Source organism: Kitasatospora sp. NPDC038210 (genome assembly GCF_055600605.1).
Genome location: NZ_JBVJYK010000010.1, coordinates 253,041 through 266,056, shown reverse-complemented (window position 1 = coordinate 266,056; position 13,016 = coordinate 253,041). Strand labels below are relative to the sequence as shown.

The following is a 13,016-nucleotide window of genomic DNA, read 5'->3' as shown; positions in this document are numbered from 1 at the left end:
GCCCGGCGGGTGAGGCGCGGTCAGTGCGGCGCGCCGGGGGCCCCGCCGCCCCGGCCGCGGTGGGCGGCGATCAGTTCGGCGTAGCGGCGGCCGCTGGTCTTCACGGTGCGCCGCTGGGTCGGGTAGTCGACGTGCACCAGGCCGAACCGCTTGTCGTAGCCGTACGCCCACTCGAAGTTGTCCAGCAGCGACCAGGCGAAGTACCCGGCCGGGCCCGCTCCCCGGGCGGCGGCCCGGGCGCAGGCCGCCAGGTGCTCCCGGAGGAACGCGGTGCGCTCGGGGTCGTGCACGCCGCCGTCCGGCCCGACGGTGTCCTGGTAGGCGGAGCCGTTCTCGGTGACGAAGATCCGTCGTACGCCGTAGTCGTGGGTCAGCCGCAGCAGCAGCTGTTCCAGGCCCGGTGCGTGGACCTCCCACGGCATGGCCGTGTGCCGCGGGTTGGGGCCGGGCACCTGGCGGAACCGGGGCGCCGGACCGCCGGGGTCGTCGGCGACGATCTGCCGGAAGTAGTAGTTGAGGCCGAGCCAGTCGAGCGGTGCGGCGATCAGGTCGAGGTCGCCGTCGCGGACGGGCAGGTCGACGCCGTACTCGGCCCGCATGTCCGCCGGGTAGCCGCGGCCGAGGACGGGATCGAGCCACCAGCGGTTGACGTGGCCGTCGGCGCGGGCGGCGGCGGCCCGGTCGGCCGGCGAGCCGCTCGCCGGCTCGATCGGGCTGAGGTTGTTGACGATGCCGATCAGTGCGCCGGGCACGGTCTCGCGCAGCGCCCGGACCGCCAGGCCGTGGCCGAGGTGGAGGTGGTAGGAGGCCCGGACTGCCGCGGTGAGGTCGGTCAGGCCGGGGGCCATCGTGCCGTCCAGGTGCCCGATCCAGGCGGAGCAGAGGGGTTCGTTGAGGGTGGCCCACCAGGTGACGCGGTCGCCGAGCCGTTCGCCGACCGCGGCCGCGTACTCGGCGAAGCGTTCCGCGGTGGAGCGGGCCGGCCAGCCCCCGCGGTCCTGCTGGGCCTGCGGGAGGTCCCAGTGGTAGAGCGTCGGGAACGGGACGATGCCGGCCGCGAGCAGGCCGTCCACGAGCCGGTCGTAGAAGTCCAGGCCCGCGGGGTTCACCCGGCCGTCCGCCAGGGGCACCACGCGCGGCCAGGCGATCGAGAAGCGGTAGGCGTCCAGCCCGAGTGAGCGCATCAGGGCGACGTCCTCGGGCCAGCGGCGGTAGTGGTCGCAGGCCGTGTCGCCGGTGTCGCCGCCGACGATCCGGCCGGGGGTGTGCGAGAAGGTGTCCCAGATGGACGGTGCGCGTCCGTCGGCGTCCGCCGAGCCCTCGATCTGGTAGGCGGCGGTGGCGGCCCCGAACAGGAAGTCGGCGGGCAGGGCACTGAGGTCGGTCACGGGGCTGCCTTTCGGCGGGCGAGGGGAGGGTGAGGGGCGGGGGCGGGGGCGGGGGCCGGGCCGGCGGATCCGCTCACTTGACGGCTCCGGCGGTCAGGCCGGCCACCAGGAAGCGCTGGAGCAGCAGGAACCCGGCGACGACGGGCACGCTCACCACCAGGGAGGCGGCCATCACCTGGTTCCAGTAGACGTCGCCGAGCGTCGCGTAGCCCTGGAGGCCGACGGCCAGCGTGCGGGTCCGGTCGTCGGTGAGGACGGAGGCGAACAGCACCTCGCCCCACGCGGTCATGAAGGCGTACACGGCGACCGCCACGATGCCCGGGAGCGCCGCCGGCACGATGATCCGCACCAGCGCCCGCACCGGCCCGCAGCCGTCCACCAGGGCCGCCTCGTCCAGGTCGCGGGGGACGGAGTCGAAGTACCCGACCAGCATCCAGATCGAGAACGGCAGCGAGAAGGTGAGGTAGGTGAGGATCAGCCCGCCGCGGCTGCCGTACAGCGCCACCCCGGTCGCGTTGCCCACGTTGACGAAGATGAGGAACAGCGGCAGCAGGAACAGGATGCCCGGGAACATCTGGGTGGACAGCACCGTGACGGTGAACAGCCGGCGCCCGCGGAAGCGGTACCGGCTCACCGCGTACCCGGCGAGCACCGCGACCAGCACCGAGCAGGCCGTCGAACCGGCTGCCACGATCAGGGAGTTGACGAGGTAACGGCCGAGCGGGACGGTGCGCCAGATGTCCAGGTAGGGCCGCAGCGTCAGGGTGCTGGGGATCCACCGGAACGGGCCCTGCACGTCCTGGAGGGGCTTGAGCGAGCTGGAGAGCATCACCAGCACCGGCGTGGCGGCGAACACCGCCAACCCGGTGAGCAGGAACCGGCGCAGCCACCGGAAGGACGCGGACGCCCCGATCATCGCGCACTCCTTCGGCCCGGGGTCCTCCGGCGGGAGGCGAGCAGCAGGTAGCCGGCCGTCACCAGCAGCAGGAAGAGCAGCAGGAGCACCGACATGGCGGAGCCCGCGCCGAAGTTCCAGGTGACGAACGAGGACTGGTAGATGTGGACGGAGAGGAGGTCGGCGGCCTCCGGGGCGGACCTGCCGAACAGCAGGTAGGGCGTGTTGAAGTCGTTGAAGGTCCACAGGAACAGCACGAGCACCAGGACGAGGTTGACCGGGCGCAGCGAGGGCAGGGTGATCCGGCGGATCTGCTGCCAGACGCCGGCGCCGTCGAGGGCGGCGGCCTCGTACAGCTCGCGCGGGACGTTCTGCAGGCCGGCGGTGAGCGTGAGGAACGCGAAGGGCCAGCTGCGCCAGACCGCGACGGTGACCAGCGCGGCGAAGCTGTGGTCGCCGAGCAGCCAGAAGGGCTTGTCGTCGACGAGGTGCAGCTGGTCGTGGAGGACGTGGTTGAGCAGGCCGGTGTCCCGCTGGAAGACGAACGACCAGGTGATGACGGCCGCGTACACCGGCAGCGCGTACGGCAGCAGGAACAGGGCGCGCAGCAGCCCGCGCCCGCGGAAGGCGTCCTGCAGCAGGACGGCGGCGACGGTGCCGATCAGCCAGGACAGGCCGACGGTGAGGACGGTGAAGGCGCAGGTGATCCAGAAGGAGTGCAGCAGCGCGCGGCCCACCGGGGCGTGGAAGTCCACGGACGTCCGGTAGTTGCCGAGGCCGGTCCACGGCGCGGTGGACCAGTCGCGGATGGTGAACTGGGTGAGCTGTTTGAAGCTCATCACCGCGCCGACGACCATCGGCGTCAGGTGGACGAGCAGTTCGAGCAGGAGCGCCGGGAGGAGGAGGACGTAGGGCAGTGCGGCGCGGCGGCGGGCGCGGCGGTCGCGGTGGCCAGGGCGGGCGTCGGTGCGGTGGCCCGGGCGGGCGTCGGGGCCGGTGCGGGCGGCCGGTGCGTCGGACACCTCAGTGCGCCGGCATCTGCTGCCGGGCCTTGGCGAGTTCGGCCCGGACGGCGTCGTCGGTGACGGGCCGGCCCGCGGCGGCGGCGCCCATCAGGTTCTTCACCGCGGTGCCGACCAGGGTCTCGAACTGGCTCTCGTCGGTGACCTGGGGGAGGGGCGCGGCGCTGGTCCTGAGCACGTCGGCGAGGGTCCTGAGCTCGGGCGTGGCGAAGGCCGGGTCGGCCTGGGCGTCCTTGACCGGCGGGATGGAGCCGTAGGCCCGGTTGAGCCGGATCTGTTCGTCGGTGCCGGTCATGAACTTCACGAACTTCAGTGCGCCGTCGGTGTTGTGGGTGTTGCGGAAGACGGCGAGGTTGATGCCGGCGACCATGGAGGTGGTGGCCCGTTCGCCGCTCGCGCCGGCGGGTGCGGGGACCGGCGCGACGGCGTAGTCCTCGGGTTTCATCCCGTGCGAGGCGAGGTTCGCCCCGGCGGACTGCCACATCAGCATCGCGGCCCTGCCGGTGGCGAAGTCGGCGACGGACTGGTTGTTGCCGTACTCGGCGTTGCCCGGAGCGGCGATCCGCTCGGTGCCGAGCAGCCCCACGTACTGCTTGACGGCGGCCACCGTGCCGGGGCCGTCGAAGACGGGCCTGCCGGCCGCGTCGAAGAAGTCGGCGCCGTGCTGCTTGGCGAGGGTGAAGGCGTGGTGGACGTTCTCGGAGACGTTCCCGCCCTCGACCGCGAGCCCGTAGTGGTCCCCGGAGGTGAGCCGGTGCCCGTCGGCGACCAGTTCCTCCCAGGTCGCGGGCGGGTGGTCGAGGCCGGCCTCGGCGAAGAGCCGCTTGTTCCAGTACAGGCCGTAGGCCATCGAGTAGAGCGGGACGGCGGCCGGGTCCTTGCCGGCCGCGCCGGTGGAGGCGAGGGCGGAGGGCAGGAAGCGGTCCCTGCCGCCGGCCTTGTCGAGGGCGGCGGCGTCGAAGGGCAGCAGGGCGCCGGTCGCCTGCAGCGAGGCGGACCAGGTGTTGCCGATGTTGAGGACGTCCGGGCCCTGGCCGGAGGTGGTCGCGGCGAGGATGCGGTTCAGCAGGTCGGACCAGGGGATGACTTCGAGCTTGACCTTGATCCCCGTCTGCTGTTCGAAGCTCTTCAGCTCGGGCTCCAGGACCCGGCGGTCGTCGTCCAGGCCGGTGCCCTGGTTGGACGCCCAGTAGGTGAGCGTCGTGGGGCTGCTGTTGTCGCCGCCGTCCTGGCCGCCGCAGGCGGTGGCGGTGAGGACCAGTGCGGCGGCCAGGGCGGTGGCCGCGGCGGTGCGGCTGCTGGGCATGATGGTGGCGCCCCTCTCGGACAGGGTCGGGGGAAACGGAAGGCGAAGGGAAGTACCCTGGGCAGCGGCTTACTTCACGGCGTGATTTAACGGCTGCGGGTCGCTGCGCGTCAAGGGACCGGACAGTGAGTGACGAACCGACAGGAGGGGTGCCCGTGACCGGGCGAGGCGGAAACACGGTGCGCGACCTGCGCAGGGGCAGCCGGGCCACCGTGCTGCGCAGGCTCTACTTCGACGGGCCGCTCAGCAGACAGGAGTTGGGCGCGCTCACCGGTCTCAGCGCGGGCTCGGTCAGCAACGTGACCGGCGAGCTGCTGGCCGACGGCCTGATCGAGGAGTGCGGCTCGGTGGGCTCCGACGGCGGCCGCCCGCGGACCATGCTCAGGGTCGCCGCCGGGCGCTTCCGGCTGGTGGGCGTCGACGTGGGCGAGACCCAGGTCCGGGTGGCCCTGTTCGACCTGACCCGCACCGAACTGGCCGCCGGCGACCTTCCGCTCTCCGACCGCGGCCGCGACGCCGGCCACGTGGTGGAGCTGATCCTCGCCGGGCTGGCCGACGTGCTCGACCGCACCGGCACCGCCCCCGAGGCGGTGCTCGGCGTCGGCGTCGGCGTGCCCGGCATCGTCGACCAGGGTGCGCCCGGCACGGACGGGCTGGGAATCGTGGTGCACGGGCAGACCGTCGGCTGGGACGCCGTCCCGCTCGGCCGCCTGCTGCGCGCCGGCACCGGCCTGCCGCTGTTCGTCGACAACGGCGCCAAGACGCTCGGGCAGGCCGAGATGTGGTTCGGGGCCGGGCGCGGCGCCCGGCACGCTGTGGTGGCGCTCGTCGGCTCCGGCGTCGGCGCCTGCGTCATCGCCGACGGCGCGCGCTACCGGGGAGCCACCAGCAGCGCGGGCGAGTGGGGCCACACCAAGGTGCACGTCGGCGGCCGCCGTTGCCGCTGCGGCGCCCGCGGCTGCCTGGAGGCCTACGTCGGGGCCGAGGCGCTGGTCGAGCGCTGGGGGTCGGCCCCGCCCGGCGACGAGAAGGCCGGGCTGGCGGCACTGCTGGCGGCCGCGGAGGCGGGGGAGCCGGCCGCCGTCGGACTGCTCGACGAGGCCGCCGAGTACCTCGGCGCAGGGATCGCGGACCTGGTCAACCTGTTCAACCCCGAGCGGATCGTGATCGGCGGCTGGGCGGGCCTGCTGCTCGGGCGCCGGCTGCTGCCCGGGATCCGCGCCGCGGCCACCGGGTACGCGCTGCGCTTCCCGTACGAGCACGCGCTGATCGTCCTCGGGACGCTGGGGCCGGAGGCGGTCACCACGGGGGCCGCCACCCTGCCGCTGTCGGACTTCCTGGACTCCGGCGGGCAGCTCCCCGATCGTTCGCATCTCTCCGACACCAGCGCATAGTTCACGCCCTGAGGAAAGTCGGCCCGGCGGGTTGACAGTGGCCGGACGACGGCCCGAGACTCGCCGTCAGGGACGGCCCGGCGTACAGCTGCCCGGGCGACGTCCCCGAGTCGATCCCCGGTGAACCCCGACCGCCCGGTGAGGCGATCCCCCCACGGGCCGCTGCCGCGCGCCACCGGAACCCCCCACCCACCTCACCTAGGGACATGCCGATGAGGCATTCTTCAGCACGCCCGCGCTCGGTACCGGGCACGGTACTGGGCCTGCTCCTGTTCCTCGTGTCGGCCCTGGCGGTGCCGGCTGCGGCGTCCGCCGCCGGCCCCCGACCCGGCCCGGCTCCCGCTGCGGCTCCGGCTGCGGTTCCGGCCTCGTCCTCCGGGTCGTCCTCCGGTTCCGGCTCCGGTTCCGCCTCCGCCGACTGCGGAACCGACGACGCCGCGAAGGGCCGGCCGGCCGTCGCCTCCTCCACGGAGAACGCGGGCACCCCGGCGGGAGCGGCCGTGGACGGCGACCCCGGCACCCGCTGGTCCTCGGCCTTCAGCGACCCGCAGTGGCTGCAGATCGACCTCGGCGCGGTCCGCCAGGTCTGCCGCGTCGTCCTCGACTGGGAGACCGCGTACGGGCGTTCGTACCGGATCGAGGTCTCGGACGACGGCGCGTCCTGGCGCACCCTGTACAGCACCGCCGGCGGGACCGGCGGGACGGAGACCGTGCCCCTCGCCGGCAGCGGCCGCTACGTCCGGATGACCGGACTCGCCCGGGGCACGAACTGGGGCTACTCCCTGTGGGCGTTCCGGGTGAACACCTCCGACGTGCCCCCGGTCCAGGGCGGCGGCGACCTCGGGCCCAACGTGCTGGTCTTCGACCCCTCGACGCCGGGCATCCAGGCCACCGTGGACCGGGTCTTCCACCAACAGGAGGCCAACCAGTTCGGCGCCGACCGGTACGCGCTGCTCTTCAAGCCGGGCACCTACACCGGCCTCAACGTCCAACTCGGCTTCTACACCTCGGTCGCCGGTCTCGGGCTCAGGCCCGACGACACCACCGTCAACGGCGACGTCACCGTCGACGCCGGCTGGTTCAACGGCAACGCGACCCAGAACTTCTGGCGCTCCGCCGAGAACCTCGCCCTCAACCCGGTCAGCGGCACCGACCGCTGGGCCGTGGCCCAGGCGGCCCCGTTCCGCCGCATGCACGTCAAGGGCGGCCTCGACCTCTCGCCCGCCGGGTACGGCTGGGCCAGCGGCGGCTACATCGCGGACAGCAGGATCGACGGCACCGTCGGCAACTACTCCCAGCAGCAGTGGTACACCCGCGACAGTGCGATCGGCGGGTTCACCAACGGCGTGTGGAACCAGGTCTTCTCCGGCGTCCAGGGGGCCCCGGCCCAGAGCTTCCCCAACCCGCCCTACACCACGCTGGACGCCACGCCGGTCTCCCGCGAGAAGCCCTTCCTCTACCTGGACGGCGCCGACTACAAGGTCTTCGTGCCGGCCCGGCGCAGCAACGCGCGGGGCGTGTCCTGGGACGGCGCGCTGCAGGGCGAGTCACGCCCGCTCAGCCGCTTCTACGTCGTCAAGCCGGGGGCGAGCGCCGCGACCGTCAACGCGGCCCTGGCGCAGGGGCTCGACCTGCTCTTCACCCCGGGCGTCTACCACCTCGACCGGCCGATCGCGGTCAACCGGCCCGACACCGTGGTGCTGGGCCTCGGCCTGGCGACCCTCGTCCCCGACAACGGGGTGACGGCCGTGCAGGTGGCCGACGTCGACGGCGTGCGGCTGGCGGGCCTGCTGGTCGACGCCGGGCCCGTCCGGTCGGACGCCCTCGTGCGGGTCGGCCCGGACGGTGCCAAGGGCGGCCACGCCGCCGACCCGACCACCCTGCAGGACGTGTTCGTCCGGGTCGGCGGTGCGGGCGCCGGCACCACCACCACCGGCATCGTCGTCAACAGCAGCGACGTGATCGTGGACCACACCTGGATCTGGCGGGCCGACCACGGCACCGGCGTCGGCTGGGACGTCAACCCGGCCGACTACGGCCTCGTGGTTCGCGGCGCCGACGTGCTCGGCACCGGGCTGTTCGTCGAACACTTCAAGAAGTACGACGTCGAGTGGTCCGGTGAACGCGGCCGCACGATCTTCTTCCAGAACGAGAAGGCGTACGACGCCCCGAACCAGGCCGCGATCCAGAACGGCTCCACGCTGGGCTTCGCCGCCTACAAGGTCGACGACAACGTCACTGCCCACGAGGGCTGGGGGCTCGGGAGCTACTGCTACTTCGACGTGGACCCGACCATCCGGATGGACCACGGCTTCGAGGCGCCGACCCGGGCGGGCGTGCGGTTCCACGACCTGCTGGTGGTCTCGCTCGGCGGCAAGGGCCAGTACAACCACGTCATCGACGGCACCGGTGCCGCCACCTCCGGCAGCTCGACCACGCCGTCGACGGTGGTGGTCTACCCGTAGCCCGTAGCCCGTAGCCGGGTGCGGATCGCGGGGCTGCCGCCCTCGGGTGGCAGCCCCGCAGCGGTGCTTCCACGTCGTCAGAGCCGCCACGCCCGCAGGCTGTTCCGGGTGACGGTCAGCAACCGCCCGGCACCGAGGTCGTGCACGGCCGCGATCCGGCCGCCGAGCCGTTCCCGCCCGGACACGGACACGGACGCGGCCACCCCACCCCCGGCGTCCAGGCGGAACAGTGCTCCGCCCTCCGACGCGAGCGCCGTCCCGTCCGCCGTGCCGACCACCCCCTGGGCCGGCGGGGTCCCCAGACCGGCCCGCCACCGGCGGGTGCCGTCCAGCGGGTCGACCGCGACGTACCCGGCGCCGGCGGCCCGCACCTCGCGCAGCCACAGCATCCCGTCCACGAGCAGCGGCGCCTCACCCAGCAGCGGGCCCTCGTGGGTCATCAGCAGCTCGGGCCGCCGCCCGTCGGCGCGGAGCACCACCACCGCACCCCCGTCGCAGCCCACCGCGCAGCGATCCGCGTCCACCACCGTGAACACGGGGCGCCCGTCGGCCCCCGTCAACGGCCGGGGGAGCTCCCAGGACGCCGCCTCCCGGCCGTCCCGCGGATCGACCAGCCAGGCCCGGGCACCGTGGCCCAGCAGGAACCCGCCCGCCCAGGCGACCGGCCGCTCCGTCGTCGCCCGCGAACCGCTCCGCCACAGCGGCCGACCGTCCGTCAGGTCGAACGCCGCCGGCGGGGTGTACCCGCGCCAGCCGCCGACGAGCACCACGCCGTCCGCGACCGCGATCTGACCGGTCCACTGCTCCACCTCGGCCTGCCAGAGCAGCTCTCCCGTGGTGAGGGCGAGGCAGGACAGCACCTCGCGGTCCTGCGGCAGCACGAGCACCCGCTGGTCCACGACGACCAGCGCCCGCGGCCAGGCCCCGGCCGGGACGTCCCACAGCGGCGTGCCGTCCGCGGCCCCCAGACACACCAGGCGGGTGCGGCGCTCGTGCACCACCACCCGCTCACCCGCGAGCGCCAACTGCGAGTACGCGCCCCGCTGGTGCAGCACCCGGGCCCACAACTCCGTGACCACGGCGGCCTCCTGTCCTCTCCCCACCCGGCCGACGCACGTCGGCGCCCGCCGGAAGGCGAACCGAGCAGGATACGCCCGGGCCGCGGTCGAGCCGACCGCGGCCCGGGGCATGGCGCAGGCCGGCCTTGCCACCGCACACCGTCACCCACTCGGGTGATCCGGCCGCGGCCCGGCCCGGCGCGCGGGCGCAGCACGGACACTGGGCATCCCGGCACTTCCGCATCCGCCCCGTCCTGGTGTCCTGCCCCGTCCTGCCCTGCTCCCGCGCGCGTGAGGCCCACCGGCTGCAGGCCGCCCAGTACGGCATCGGCGACCACCTGCCCCGCTAGACCTACGCCCGCGCCCGCGCCTGCCCCAGCTCCAGCCCCCGACCGCCAGGAGACGACATGAAGCCCTTCCACCCCACCTTCGGCCGCGCCCCCTGGCCGGACGGCCTGCGCGCCCTCCAGGTGTACGCACTGCCGGACCTGCCGCCCGGATCGGCCCTGCACACCCTCCTCGCCGACCTGCGCAAGGCCCTGGCCCGCTTCCCCGTCGTGCCGGTGCCCGACGAACGCGCGCACATCACCCTCGACATGGTCACCTCCGCCCCGGCCGACACCGTCACCGTCGCCGAACACCGCTCCCTGGCCGAGGAGTTGCGGGTTTCGGTGTCAGGGATCGGACCGCTCCGCCTGCAGGCCGGATCGCCGATCGCCTACCGCACCGGAGTCCGCCTCGACCTCCACCCCGACGGCGAACTGGCCGCCCTCCAGCAGCGTGTCCGAGCCGCCGTCCACCGTGTGTTCGGTCCGGACTCCACCGCCTACCCGCTCGGTGTGCTCCACACCACCGCCGCCTACGCGGCCGCCGACACCGACACCGACGAGCTGGCGCAGGCCGTCCACCGGGTCCGGCCCGGCCACGCCCCGTTCACGGTGCGCCGGATCATCGTCAACGAGGTGTTCTGGCGATCCGTCCCGGTGCCCGGTGCCGACCTGCTCGGCCGGCGGATCTGCTGGGACACCCTCGCCACCATCCGGCTCGACGGGTAGGCCCTCGCCCGCTCCCGTGAAGGCGGGCGGAGGGATCAGCGAGGCCGGCGGGCGTGGACGGCGTGGTGGCCGAGGGTGCGGAGGCGGGCGGTGTCCGGGGTGGCGGGCAGCAGCGGGGCGAGGGTCCGCCAGGCATCGGCGCACAGCCGGTCGGCGTCGCGTTCGCTCGCCGCGACGGCGCCGCACCGCAGGAGGGCGTCGCGGGCCGCGTGGATGTCGGCATCGGGCACGCCGCCTTCGCGGACCGCGGTCCACAGGGCCTCGGCGGCGGGGCGGGGGAGCAGCGTGGCCGCGTGCGCCAGCGGCAGGGTGACCTTGCCGTTGCGCAGGTCCTCGGCCACGTTCTTGGTCGGTGTGCCGCGGTCGTCCGTGACCCCGCGCAGGTCGGCGACGTCGTCGGCGATCTGGTAGGCGGTGCCGACGGCCGTCCCCCAGTCCAGCAGTGCCCGGCTCACCGCCGCGTCGGCGCCGGCCGCGATCGCGGCGATCTCGCAGCACGCCCCCACCAGGGCACCGGACTTCAGCCGGTGGGTGGCCAGCACCAGCCTCCGCAGCGGGCCGCTGTCGCCGGCTGCCAGCGCCTGGTCCATCTCGCGGCGGTGCCCCTGGATGTCGAGGGCCTGCCCGGCGTGGGCGGCCCGCAGCGCGGCGAGGAGGACCTCGCGCATCCGGCCCTGCAGTGCCGGGTCGTCGGGGGCGCACAGCCCGACGGCCCGGTCGAAGGCGAAGTAGGCGCTGGTCCCCGCGGTCAGGGCGGCGGGCAGGCCGTACACCTCGTGGGCGGCCGGTCGCGCCCGGCGCAGCGCCGATCCGTCCTGGACGTCGTCCACGACCAACGAGCCGGTGTGGGCGAGTTCCAGCGCGGCTGCCAGGACGCCGAAGCGGTCGCCGTCACCGCCGAGCAGGTCGACGATCTGCAGCAGCAGCGCGGGGCGCCAGCGCCGCCCGCCCGCCTCCAGCATGTGCCGCACCGGTTCGGCGAGCGCCCGGTGCAGCCGGCGGTCGAGGGCCTGCGCCGTGTCGGCCGGCAGGCCGCTGCGGTGTCCGTCCGGGAGCCAGACGGCCAGCCCGGCGGGCGCGGGCGGGCAGAGCCGGTCCAGGTGGTGTCCGATCCGGTCGGCCCCGGCGGCCTGCTGTCCGGCGGGCGTCCCGTCCGCGGACGGTACGACGGGCTCGGTGGATGCCATGACCATCTCCTCACCATAGAGTTGGGCGCCCGGAAGACGGTGGATGCGGCGGCGGACGGCGCGGGCGCGGATCCACTGTCATCCGTATGCCCGGCCCGCCGGCCGTCCTTCCCGGGCGGCGCGCGACGCAACGCCGTACGGAACGCGGTCGCACGACTCCCGACGCCGGCGCGGCAGGTCCGGGTGGCCCGCGCCCCGAGCGAGCGCTGCCTTCTGGTGTTCCCCCGGTGTTCAAGCACACGCTCCTGACGGCGCCCCGTCAAGGCCCTACGGTCCCTGGGGAACTGCGAGAAGGAGCCATGGACGAGACGCAACCTGCCGTACGCGCACGTGGTTTGACGAAGTGTTTCGGTGATGTCGTGGCGCTCGACGAGGTCGCGCTGGAGCTGGCGCCCGGGCGGATCCACGGGCTGGCCGGGCCGAACGGCGCCGGGAAGACGACGCTGCTGGGGCTGCTGCTCGGACTGGCCGTCGCCGACGGCGGCGAGCTGCAGGTGCTGGGCAGACCGGTCGGCCGGGCGTCGGCGGCGCCGGACGGGGTGGCCGGATTCGTGGACGGCCCCGGGCTGTACCCGTCGCTGACCGCCCGCCGGAACCTGGCCGCGCTGGCGGCGCTGCGCGGGCAGGGCTCGGCGGCCGGGCGGATCGACGAGGTGCTGGCCGAGGTCGGGCTGACCGAGGTCGCCGACGACCGGGTGCGGGGGTTCTCGCTGGGCATGCGGCAGCGGCTCGGGCTGGCGGCGGCGCTGCTGACGGAGCCGCGGCTGCTGGTGCTCGACGAGCCGTCCAACGGCCTTGACCCGGCGGGCAAGCACCACGTGCACGGCGCGCTGCGGCGGCTCGCGGGCGAGGGCGTGACCGTCGTGCTGTCCAGTCACCGCATGGACGACTTGGAGGCGCTCTGTCACGAGGTCACGATCCTCGCGACCGGGCGGGTCCGCTACTCCGGCGCGCTGGACGGCCTGGCGGCCGGCGGCCGCGCGGCGGACCACCGGCTGCTCACCTCCGATCCGCCGACCGCCCGGCGGGTCGCGATCGGCGTCGCGGGCGTGCGCGTGCTGCCGGCGGCCGGGGTGTGGCGCGGCGCCGAGGCCCTGGTGGTCCGCGCGTCGGGCCGGGCCGTCGAGGAGTTGGTGGCCGCGCTGGTGCGGGCGGAGGTGCGGGTGCGCGAGGTCGTGCCCGTGGTCCCGCCGCTGGAGGCCGCGTACCTCGCCCTGACCGTGCACCCGGAGGCCAAACCGTGAGG

General features: G+C 74.4%; 11 protein-coding genes. 5 read left to right on the top strand and 6 right to left on the bottom strand.

Going from position 1 to position 13,016, the window contains the following annotated elements:
• Positions 1-20: 20 nt before the first annotated feature.
• The 4 genes from ACZ7KX_RS22030 to ACZ7KX_RS22015 all read right to left on the bottom strand — a co-directional run bounded on the left by ACZ7KX_RS22030 (position 21) and on the right by ACZ7KX_RS22015 (position 4,611).
• On the bottom strand, positions 21-1,388 hold the full coding sequence (locus ACZ7KX_RS22030) for a GH1 family beta-glucosidase (RefSeq protein ID WP_470327912.1): 1,368 nt from the start codon (positions 1,386-1,388) through the stop codon (positions 21-23).
• 73 nt (positions 1,389-1,461) lie between these two features.
• Positions 1,462-2,304, bottom strand: a complete 843-nt coding sequence (locus ACZ7KX_RS22025; RefSeq protein WP_470327911.1) for a carbohydrate ABC transporter permease — start codon at positions 2,302-2,304, stop codon at positions 1,462-1,464.
• Positions 2,301-3,305: a carbohydrate ABC transporter permease gene (locus tag ACZ7KX_RS22020; RefSeq protein WP_470327910.1), complete on the bottom strand. Its 1,005-nt coding sequence runs from the start codon at positions 3,303-3,305 to the stop codon at positions 2,301-2,303. Before ACZ7KX_RS22020 ends, ACZ7KX_RS22025 begins: the two co-directional genes overlap by 4 nt.
• Before the next feature lies 1 nt (position 3,306).
• Entirely contained in the window at positions 3,307-4,611 is a 1,305-nt protein-coding gene (locus ACZ7KX_RS22015) for an ABC transporter substrate-binding protein (protein ID WP_470327909.1), read from the bottom strand.
• 155 nt (positions 4,612-4,766) lie between these two features.
• Here ACZ7KX_RS22015 and ACZ7KX_RS22010 point away from each other — a divergent pair, with 155 nt between their 5' ends.
• Both ACZ7KX_RS22010 and ACZ7KX_RS22005 read left to right on the top strand, forming a co-directional pair.
• Complete coding sequence (locus ACZ7KX_RS22010) at positions 4,767-6,005, top strand: ROK family transcriptional regulator (RefSeq protein ID WP_470327908.1); 1,239 nt, start codon at positions 4,767-4,769, stop codon at positions 6,003-6,005.
• Between the two features lie 212 nt (positions 6,006-6,217).
• Positions 6,218-8,470 (top strand): discoidin domain-containing protein, encoded by a 2,253-nt coding sequence (locus ACZ7KX_RS22005; protein WP_470327907.1) that lies wholly within the window; start codon positions 6,218-6,220, stop codon positions 8,468-8,470.
• 77 nt (positions 8,471-8,547) lie between these two features.
• Here ACZ7KX_RS22005 and ACZ7KX_RS22000 read toward each other — a convergent pair whose 3' ends face one another.
• Positions 8,548-9,549: an outer membrane protein assembly factor BamB family protein gene (locus ACZ7KX_RS22000; protein WP_470327906.1), complete on the bottom strand. Its 1,002-nt coding sequence runs from the start codon at positions 9,547-9,549 to the stop codon at positions 8,548-8,550.
• Between the two features lie 125 nt (positions 9,550-9,674).
• On the opposite strand from ACZ7KX_RS22000, the gene ACZ7KX_RS21995 reads away from it, so the two are divergent.
• Both ACZ7KX_RS21995 and ACZ7KX_RS21990 read left to right on the top strand, forming a co-directional pair.
• A complete protein-coding gene (locus tag ACZ7KX_RS21995; protein WP_470327905.1) occupies positions 9,675-9,878 on the top strand; it encodes a hypothetical protein in 204 nt (67 codons plus the stop codon).
• Positions 9,879-9,935: 57 nt separating this feature from the next.
• The gene (locus ACZ7KX_RS21990; protein ID WP_470327904.1) at positions 9,936-10,583 is read left to right on the top strand and encodes a 2'-5' RNA ligase family protein; all 648 of its coding nucleotides are present in this window, start codon (positions 9,936-9,938) and stop codon (positions 10,581-10,583) included.
• 35 nt (positions 10,584-10,618) lie between these two features.
• Here the strand turns inward: ACZ7KX_RS21990 and ACZ7KX_RS21985 are convergent, their stop codons facing one another.
• The gene (locus tag ACZ7KX_RS21985; RefSeq protein ID WP_470327903.1) at positions 10,619-11,770 is read right to left on the bottom strand and encodes a polyprenyl synthetase family protein; all 1,152 of its coding nucleotides are present in this window, start codon (positions 11,768-11,770) and stop codon (positions 10,619-10,621) included.
• Positions 11,771-12,069: 299 nt separating this feature from the next.
• Between ACZ7KX_RS21985 and ACZ7KX_RS21980 the strand changes: the two genes are divergently transcribed.
• On the top strand, positions 12,070-13,014 hold the full coding sequence (locus tag ACZ7KX_RS21980) for an ABC transporter ATP-binding protein (protein ID WP_470327902.1): 945 nt from the start codon (positions 12,070-12,072) through the stop codon (positions 13,012-13,014).
• The last annotated feature ends 2 nt before the right edge of the window (positions 13,015-13,016 follow it).

What these genes read in the sequence shown, in the direction of transcription:
- ACZ7KX_RS22025 (WP_470327911.1), bottom strand. Translation starts at nt 2,304, where the DNA reads ATGATCGGGGCGTCCGCGTCCTTCCGGTGGCTGCGCCGGTTCCTGCTC.
- ACZ7KX_RS22015 (WP_470327909.1), bottom strand. Translation starts at nt 4,611, where the DNA reads ATGCCCAGCAGCCGCACCGCCGCGGCCACCGCCCTGGCCGCCGCACTG.
- ACZ7KX_RS22005 (WP_470327907.1), top strand. Translation starts at nt 6,218, where the DNA reads ATGAGGCATTCTTCAGCACGCCCGCGCTCGGTACCGGGCACGGTACTG.
- ACZ7KX_RS21990 (WP_470327904.1), top strand. Translation starts at nt 9,936, where the DNA reads ATGAAGCCCTTCCACCCCACCTTCGGCCGCGCCCCCTGGCCGGACGGC.
- ACZ7KX_RS21985 (WP_470327903.1), bottom strand. Translation starts at nt 11,770, where the DNA reads ATGGCATCCACCGAGCCCGTCGTACCGTCCGCGGACGGGACGCCCGCC.
- ACZ7KX_RS21980 (WP_470327902.1), top strand. Translation starts at nt 12,070, where the DNA reads ATGGACGAGACGCAACCTGCCGTACGCGCACGTGGTTTGACGAAGTGT.